6 protein-coding genes and 1 pseudogene are annotated in these 8,238 nt (G+C 63.9%); 6 read left to right on the top strand and 1 reads right to left on the bottom strand.

The annotated features are described in order from the left end of the window. The first annotated feature begins 70 nt into the window (after positions 1-70). Positions 71-262, top strand: coding sequence for a hypothetical protein (locus AWC14_RS28735; protein WP_084264296.1), 192 nt, complete (start codon positions 71-73; stop codon positions 260-262). 262 nt (positions 263-524) lie between these two features. Here AWC14_RS28735 and AWC14_RS14880 read toward each other — a convergent pair whose 3' ends face one another. Continuing rightward, positions 525-1,385, bottom strand: coding sequence for a hypothetical protein (locus tag AWC14_RS14880; RefSeq protein WP_249026333.1), 861 nt, complete (start codon positions 1,383-1,385; stop codon positions 525-527). Between the two features lie 676 nt (positions 1,386-2,061). On the opposite strand from AWC14_RS14880, the gene AWC14_RS14875 reads away from it, so the two are divergent. The 5 genes and pseudogenes from AWC14_RS14875 to AWC14_RS14855 form a co-directional block, all read left to right on the top strand. Then, a complete protein-coding gene (locus AWC14_RS14875; protein WP_139800249.1) occupies positions 2,062-2,436 on the top strand; it encodes a hypothetical protein in 375 nt (124 codons plus the stop codon). A gap of 38 nt (positions 2,437-2,474) precedes the next feature. Beyond that, complete coding sequence (locus AWC14_RS14870; RefSeq protein ID WP_083071815.1) at positions 2,475-2,783, top strand: hypothetical protein; 309 nt, start codon at positions 2,475-2,477, stop codon at positions 2,781-2,783. 3 nt (positions 2,784-2,786) lie between these two features. After that, on the top strand, positions 2,787-5,435 hold the full coding sequence (locus tag AWC14_RS14865) for a hypothetical protein (protein ID WP_083071816.1): 2,649 nt from the start codon (positions 2,787-2,789) through the stop codon (positions 5,433-5,435). After that, a complete protein-coding gene (locus AWC14_RS14860) occupies positions 5,432-7,603 on the top strand; it encodes a hypothetical protein (RefSeq protein ID WP_083071817.1) in 2,172 nt (723 codons plus the stop codon). The genes AWC14_RS14865 and AWC14_RS14860 overlap by 4 nt, the downstream gene beginning before the upstream one ends. A gap of 68 nt (positions 7,604-7,671) precedes the next feature. Continuing rightward, positions 7,672-8,238: pseudogene (locus AWC14_RS14855) on the top strand (hypothetical protein); the annotation flags it as partial.

Below are 8,238 nucleotides of genomic sequence, written 5' to 3'. Positions count from 1 at the left end.
TCTCACGGCATAGTGGCTACCACAGAGCCACACGCGGACACGCGACCGCTCTTACACCACTCCACGGGACGTGACCCAGCCCAACACCCGAACGTTGAGCCGCAATGTATCCCCCTCGCGTCGCGACGCCGAACGCATCGCCGAAAAGCTGCTTGTCGAGCGCGGCGTGCAAAGCGATGTAGCAGCCAGGATGGCGAAGATCGCCGACAAATGGACCGACGACTTCCCGACCCGAACGACGGTACGAATCTTCGAGGAATAATCACTGCTGGTTGAAAATCCAGCCGGCGCGCCGTAGGCCCAAACGGGACCTGACATGTTGCGGTCGACGACGGCTGGAAGTCGCCGCGTGAAATAGACGGTCGGCGCAAACGGACCACCCGGACAACTCGTTTCACCGACTCATTCGCACAACCTAAAATCCAGTGTCACGATCCGCGTGGCGAGGTCCCGAACGGCCCACATCGTTGTCGCCCATTGATTTGGTGCAGCCCCGATGCGTCGTCGCAACGAGGGACCGTGGGTCAGGCACTGGCGATGCTGTCGGTGGCGTCACCGTTGAGCGCGGTCGCGAGGCGGTTGTAGAGAACTTCGGCGTACTGGCTGGCGTAACCTTCGATCACGTCCAGGTGTTCGTTGAGTTTCTGGATGGTTTCGGGCTCGATGTCGAAGGCATACAGGTTCAAGTGCTTGCGGACAAGTTCGGCGTTCTCGGGATCCAAGGTCGACATCATGTGGTTGACACCGTGGTATCTCGCGTGGTTGATTTCGAACTCGCTGGCCGGCTGCGGGTTTGCTGGAGGTTTGAAGGCCGGTAGGTCGATCACAGTTAACTGGCCCTTCGTGAAGACGCCGTTGGTCTGCTCATCGCGACGCGACTCGTCGATAATCTTGACGGTCTGTCCCGGCATCCGATGCTTCACAATCAATGTCAGATGTTTGTCCGGCTCTCCAGGAATAGCTTTCGTGTCGAGGTCCACCTCGAATTTCTTAACCGTGTCGTCGAACGTTCGCGCCCACCGGATGCGCCCGGAAGTTAGCCGGACATAGCCGGGTTCGGTGCTGCGATAGACGTAGACGTATTGGCTGCGCTCGGTGAGCGCCCAAAAGCTGGCGTGCGGAGCTTCGGCGTTCGCCCACACCGTGGAGTCTTCGTTGAGGAATCCGCGGCGGGACAATTCGGCGAAGTCAATGAAGCATTGAGACAAGACGCCGGCTTCTGCACCTGCCGGACTGGCGTAGATATATGCCTTCACAGTCGTGAGAGTACGACGTGGATAACCATCACTTTGGCGGCGACGCGACGCGGCGCGCCTTTTGTGCGACCGACTGCCTACGGCGTGCGGGCCGGGTCGGAGGCCAGCCTGCGGATCGGGGTGGGTCATGCCTGGCCGGCTCAGGGATCGTATCGGGCATGGACCGGGGAGGGGCCACGGGCAGCAAGTCGGCGGATGCGGCGTGATGGCAGGGTCGGATCGGATCTAGCAAGGCGCAGGTCGACGGCGTTGAAGAGCACACCGCGCGCGGTGCCCGCGGGGCGTGTCACCGCGGCGCTGCGGGGTCGACGCCGGGCGCCATACGGGGAGCCCGGCCGGGTATTGGCGCCGGGCGGGCAATGTTGTGGGGGCTGGCCTCCGATTGACACGACGTCGTTGTAATACGCGCCCTGGGTGGTGTTGCCGTGTCAATCCCGGCCGTCGCCGCGGATGTGTCCCAGCCTTGCTGAGGTGCTCGCTACGTCGTGTGCCCAAAATTTTGGGGGCGGGGGCCGGGCGGCCACGGCCCGCGGCACGCGGCCGCATCGGGGCGCCGCCAGCGCTTGACGCCGATGGCTTTGCTGGCCCCCTTCGCCGGCGCTCGGGTGTCGCGGCGGGCCGCGCTCCGTGGGCGTCGCAGGCAACGCGTCGCCCGTCTGCCGCGCGGCGGCGGTTCGGGAAAGTTCTGCGGGTCGGCAAGTTTCGCCGCCAGAGTTGACGTCCGGTGCGTGTTAGTTTCGCGGTGGAACTGAATCCAATGTTGTCTGCAGCGTTAGCTGGAGGTGACACAGGGGGAAGAACGGACATGGGGGGATTCATGTTTGGAGTATTTGATCCTGCGTCGCTGTGGGCGGCTCATCCTGAAGCGGTGCAAGTGTTGGCTGATATCACCAGCGGCGGTGATGGGACTTCCAACGGCGCCATCGCCTCATTGGTCAACCGGGTGCTGCTCAGTCTGGGCGTGCTGCTCGTGGCTGTGTTCGGTTGGCGCATTCTGTCGGTGTACTCAGAGAAGACCGGCGCCCAAACCGGTCCTGGCGGCGGTGGCGGCGGCGGCAAGGACAAGAAGCTGGTCGACGAACTGAAGCATTTCGCTATCGCCGTCGGCTTGCTCGTCGGGGCGTACGCCATTAGCGACATTGTGATCGACGTCGTCGTCGGCTGGCTTAACCGCGGCTGATCCAGCCGGGCCAGAACCAAACATCAGGGGGAGGGGCCGTGAGGTCGTTTCGCGTCTTCAACAACATCGACCGGGTCGACGTTGAATGGATGATCCTGGGCTTGCGGTGGCGGCTACCGGCGATGGTGGCGCTGATCAGCACTATCTTCGCGGGCCTGATCGTCTACATGGTGAGCAACGCGTGGGTCGCCGTTCCGGTGGGGCTGATCCTGGCGTTCGGTGTCCTGCACATCGTGCGATGGATCAACGGTATGGATCCCCAAGGGGTCCTGCATGAATTCACCCAGCTCGGGTTGATCTTGCGGACCACGCGACGACCCGTCATCAACAACACGGGAAGGCGCTAAGCGATGGCCGGCTGCTTCCCGAGAATCACTCGCCGCGTTGGGAATCTGATCTTCAACCAAGACGGCACGGTATGGGCCAACTACCTGCTTCGAGGCATCAACACCGACCCCTACCAAGCCGGCAAAATCGAAGCTTGCCAAGACCACAACGCCATGCTGTTCAACGCGTTGTCGCGGCTGCCCGCAGCAGATTTCCTGCTGCTCGGTGTGAAAGCGCAGACCCCACCCGATGTCATCATGGCTCGCTGCGCCGAGGGAATACCAGGCATCGAAGAGCCAGGCCGCTACCCCGGCCTCGAGGCCCAATTCAACTCGCTGTATCAACGCATCCTGGCCGGGGAGCATGCGGAGTACCAGCGGATCTTCTGGCTGTCGATCGGATTTCCCGTCCACCAGTCCTGGCGTGACAAAATACTGTCCTCGGTCGCGGTGATCGACCCGCACAGTCGCGTCGATCACCGCATCATCCGCGATCTGGAAAAGCGGTACTTCGAGGCCCTGCCGCGGCAGTTCCGGCCAATCCGTACCACCGAGGCTCACGTGCGATGGGTGTTCGACCGGGCCCGTCAGCGCGGAATCACCGTGCCGCTGCTGCCCGACCCCGATGTCACCCGGGGCGTTGTCGACGACAGCCCACGATCTTTTCCCGACATCCACATCAACAAGAACGCCGACACTGACGCGCTGCTGGAAAACCTCGCCGCACGCATCGCCGATGGGGATCCATCGGCCATGCCGCGCGTCAAGGACGAAAGTTGGCATCGGCTGCTGCGCAACAATTTCCACACCACCCGATGGGGGAAGATGCTCTCGGTGGCCAACGTGGAGACACGCAACGCCGACTTCCCCGACGGGTACACGAGTTACCAAGTGCAGATGGGGATTTCGCAGTATCCCTCGGTGGAGACCTTCGACATCAACACATTCACCTATCTGGTCGATCAGGAGATCGGCTGCGACGCCGACTTCGCGCTGCGATTCCACTTCGATCAAGAAGTTCTGACCAAACGTGGAATGCGCAAAGCGATGCGCGAACTCAACGCTGAAGCCCAGGCCAACACCCGCGATGAATTCGACGACGAAGACTACGGCGACCGCCGCGGCGAGATGCGCAACTTTCGGCGCACCGCCCGTCGCGAACGGGACCCGCGAGGAATGAAGGTCGCCGCGCTGTTCTCATTCGCCCACCAGAACCGGGCATACCTCGAGCAGCGCATCGCCGAGCTCAGCGAGCATTTCACCAAACATGATTTCACCCCCTACATTCCGGTCGGCGCTCAATTCGACTTGTGGCAGGCGATGATGCCCGGATCGTCATGCCCGCCGGTTGTCGAGGACATCAAGCAGACCACGACGACCAACCTGTTCAGCGCCTACATGCCCGTGCGCCGCACGGTGCTCGGAGACGCCGTCGGCGTCCCGATCGCCAAGAACAAAGAGAATGCGCTCGGCCAAATCGTGCACTGGGACATCTTCAACGCTTCGGACAAGGGCAACGCGTCGGTGACGATCACCGGGGCCAAGAACAAAGGCAAGTCCTATCTGATCAAGGACATGATCGGATTCCTGATCGACGCGCTCTGCTATGTGCACATCATCGATCAATCCGACCACGGCGAGTACACCGTGTTCGCGCAATCCCTGACCAGCACGCAGATCATCGATGTGTTCGGCGGGATCGACGCCCACGGGCAGCGAGCGTCCCTGGATGTGCTCAAGTGCTGCCCACCCGACATTGCGGCCTGGCTGTTTTTGGATCTGTGGCTGCCGCTGCTGGAATTGCGTTCAGACTCTGAGGAAGCCGCCCTGCTGTCCACCGTCGTCGAGCCCGGCTACCGCAGGCGGTTCGGGATCGACTCCACCCGCGCACTGATGAGCCACCTCGAGCACGCCATCGGTGACGAGGTGTCGCGCAAGCTGGTGATCAAGCTGAACTTCTGGTCCCGCCAGCCCTACACCCATGCGTTTATTGACCCGATGATCGACGGGACCGTGGTTACACACCCGCCGTTCGATGCCCAGGCCCATGCTGTGGTGTTTCGCACCCACAAGCTCAATGTTCACCGCGGCGCAGCGACCCCGACTGAGGCGCAACGCTTTGCGGCGATGGCTTACACGGCGATCGCGCGGCTGACCACGCTGCGGTTCTCGACGATCAAGGAGCCGTGCGTGCTGGCCGGTGACGAAATGCACTTCCAGAAAGGCTCGGACGTGCTACTGGAGCTGGTGGAGCGGCCCGACCGAGTTGGCCGGCGCGCCAACAACTTCTTCATCGCCGGCGCTCAACTGGCGCAAGATTTCGACGAGCACTACGCCCTGGTGAAGAAGAAAGTACTGCTGGGCCAGGAGACCCGGGCGAACGCCGCCGCGGCCCTGGCCTATGCAGACTTGCCGCCGACCGAACGGCTGGTGCACACCATGGTGTCGGAGACCTCGCCGCTTGACCCGGACAACAACAACATGCCGATAGAAAACCGCGCCGGGGAAGGGTGGTACAACGACGGCGCGAACATCGGCCGGATCCAGACGATGCCGCACCTGCTGGCCGCGCGGCGACGCTACGCCGACACGACCGCATCGCGGATGATCCGAGAAACCGAGCTGGCGGCCCACCCGGCCCGCCCGGATGCGAATGCGGCGGTGACGCAGTGACATTCGCGCAGTGGCGGTTCGGATTCCCCGATGCGCCAGCGGGCACAGCCACGTCGGCCGGCCCGGTCAGCGACATGTTCATCGGATGGCTCAACCTCGCCGACTCCGACGGCGGCAAACTGGCCAACTACCGACTTAGCTTGCACCCCTCGGCATTTAGTTGGAGCTCAGGCTTTTTCGCCACGTGGATCGAACTGTTCTACGAGCTTTTTCTTATCGTGGGCGCGCATGCCGTCGCGTTGCAGGAAGTGATCCTCAACCCCAACGCGTGGTTGGAGCCGCTGTCCAACCTGTATGGGGGGATCACCGGAAAGGTCTACGGTGCGATTCCGCCTGTCGCGCTGGCCACCGGGGCGTTCGGGATTCTGGCGTTCATCGTCTATGTGCGCCGCGGCTCGGCCGGCTCGGCCACCCAGGTCAGCAAAGAGCAATGGTCGCGGCTGTCCTCCGGTGTGCTGTTACTCGGCCTGGTAGCCATCTTGGCTGCCAACCCATTTCGGGTTATTCGACAAGCGCTTGACTGGCTGCTAGGGCTTGCCTCGTTTTTTACCCGCAGCGGCGAGGGCGGTGTGGGCGCGCGCGTGCATTCGGCCAACGTCGACATCATCCGGTCATTGACCTTCATGATGAACTACCGCGGCGAGCTGTCGGCCGAGTGTGCGCGCGTGTGGTCGACGATGATCAACACCGGTGCCGCTAACCCGGGCTGTCTGACCGCCGAACAGCTGGCAGGCCGCTCACCGAACGCGGTGTCGGTCTTCGCTGCTGTGCTGGCGGTTGTGTTCGCGCTGGCGATGCTGTATTTCGTCGGCGTCGTCGCGGTGTATCTGTTCAACCAGGTTGGGCTGACCATCGTATATCTGACCGGGCTGGTTTACATCGCGGTTGGCGCGATGCTTAAGCGGCGGCCCTATGATCCGCTGTCGCGGACACTTGCCAGAGCGGGCGTGCACGGCTTGCTGGCATTAGGTTACTGGTTCGTTGCCGCGCTGATCCCGGGGCTGCTGATCCTGGTGGCGTCGTGGGCGCAAGCCCTTCCGACGTGGATCCCCATCGCGCTGATGGCGGTCGTGTACTGCCTTGTCGCTCAAGGCATCCGGCGGGCCTCGAAGAACCATGAGACGCTCTACAAGCTTTTCCGGGACCGCATCGAGCGATCCAACCGCTGGAAGGTGTTCTACTCCGAGTCCGGCCCGACGGTGGCCGGCGCTGCGCTGCAGGGAACATGGGAGCAGCCCAAGGCATGGGTGATGGGGCAATACCACAAGACCCGAGACGCGGTGACCGATCACTGGAACCGATATCTGCAGTCCGGCCGTGATGATGAAGGGACCCCGATGACGCCGCCAGCCATTCTTGCGGACAACCCCGAATTCGCCGCGGCCCTAACCCGAGCCGACACCTATGTGGCCCCGCCCGGCGAACGGGCAGCGACCGTCCACGGCAACGACGTCACCGCACCGGCAGCGCTGGGACGGGTGATCGGCGAAGTCAACGACGCCGCAGGTGGACCGAACAAGGTGGTCGTCGTCGAACCCGGTGGCCGGGTAGCAGTGGGTCGACCCGCGGAACTGTCCGACCTGACGCTGCCGATCAGCACCGACCTCACCGGTGCGCTGCCGCCGGTATTTTTTCGGGCCGGCATCCCGCAGCTGGCCCCTCCGCTGTCGCCGCTGCCCCCGGCCCAGCCGGCTCCCGACGCGCCAACACCAGCCGCCGGCGCCGACGGTGTTCCCCCAGCGTTAGCGGCCTTCGCCGACACCATGAACGCGCACTGGCGACGCATCGATGCGATGACCCATCGGTTCCATGACGAGGCTGCAGCGCTGAACCAGCGGCGCAACGGCGATGCGGGGCCCGACCACATCGAAGTGGGCGCCGCAGTGTTCCGCGGTAGCGCGCCCGGCGACCACACGGTGCAGGTGACGGCCCCCAGCCCGGTTGACCAAGTACGGGCAGTGCCAGCGCTGCGCAGCATCCTCGATTCGGCCGCTCGGGCGCAACGGTTGACCTATAACCGCAACCTGCTGCGCGCCCGGGGAGTCACAGCGCCGCTGACCATTGCCGATGAGGACGAGTCGGCGCAGCAGTTGGTGTTCGCGGCTGACCGGTTGGGGCGCATACGCCCCCAACCTCGATTTGGGCGAGGTTTCGGCGATGCGATCTAAGGCAGACGACCCAAACATCTGTAAACTTCACCGTAAGAATCGTTCACTCATGCCGGAAGATGCCCACCATGAAATTTGATTCCTCGCAGACCGACCCGACAGAGGTGGAAAACCTGCGCGACAAGTTCGTCGCCGGCCGCGCCGCCGCCCACGACGCGCCGCCGGCGCCCGGCGAACCAGGCGACCCCGAAGAGACGGTGGTGATCACGCCCCGGGCCCGCGCCTCCGACGAATCCAGCCCCGACGACAAACCCGACGATGCCTCTTCCGGCGAATCCGCTGATGCTGCAGACGAATCCGGCGACACCGCGCAAGCGCACACTGCCGCCAGCGACGCCGACGAGGCCCCGGGAGCACACGCCGCACCCGACATCGCTGATAGCGCTGGCGCCGAACAGGACGACGCCGTCAGCGACCCCACGGCCGCAGACGCGCCCGACGCCGCCGCGGGCAGTGGGTTATCCAACGGCGTAATTCCGGCGCCCCGCGACGGTGCGCACGCCGCGGTTGATCGTCAGGGCAGCGGCGCTGAGAACGACGAGCCTGTCCGGAAGTTCGGAGAGGACACCGGCCCGCTGCCGGTGGGCAATCTGTGGCATGGATCAATGCCGCCGCCCCGGGATGTCCCCGTGGCC

The organism is Mycobacterium kyorinense (assembly GCF_002101735.1).
GTDB classification, from domain to species: Bacteria; Actinomycetota; Actinomycetes; order Mycobacteriales; family Mycobacteriaceae; genus Mycobacterium; species Mycobacterium kyorinense.
The sequence above is the reverse complement of the archived record's forward strand: the minus strand, read 5'-3'. Positions and strand labels throughout refer to the sequence as shown.

Coding starts and splice junctions, on each gene's coding strand:
- AWC14_RS14865 (WP_083071816.1), top strand. CDS start 2,787: ATGGCCGGCTGCTTCCCGAGAATCACTCGCCGCGTTGGGAATCTGATC.
- AWC14_RS14880 (WP_249026333.1), bottom strand. CDS start 1,385: ATGACCCACCCCGATCCGCAGGCTGGCCTCCGACCCGGCCCGCACGCC.
- AWC14_RS14875 (WP_139800249.1), top strand. CDS start 2,062: ATGGGGGGATTCATGTTTGGAGTATTTGATCCTGCGTCGCTGTGGGCG.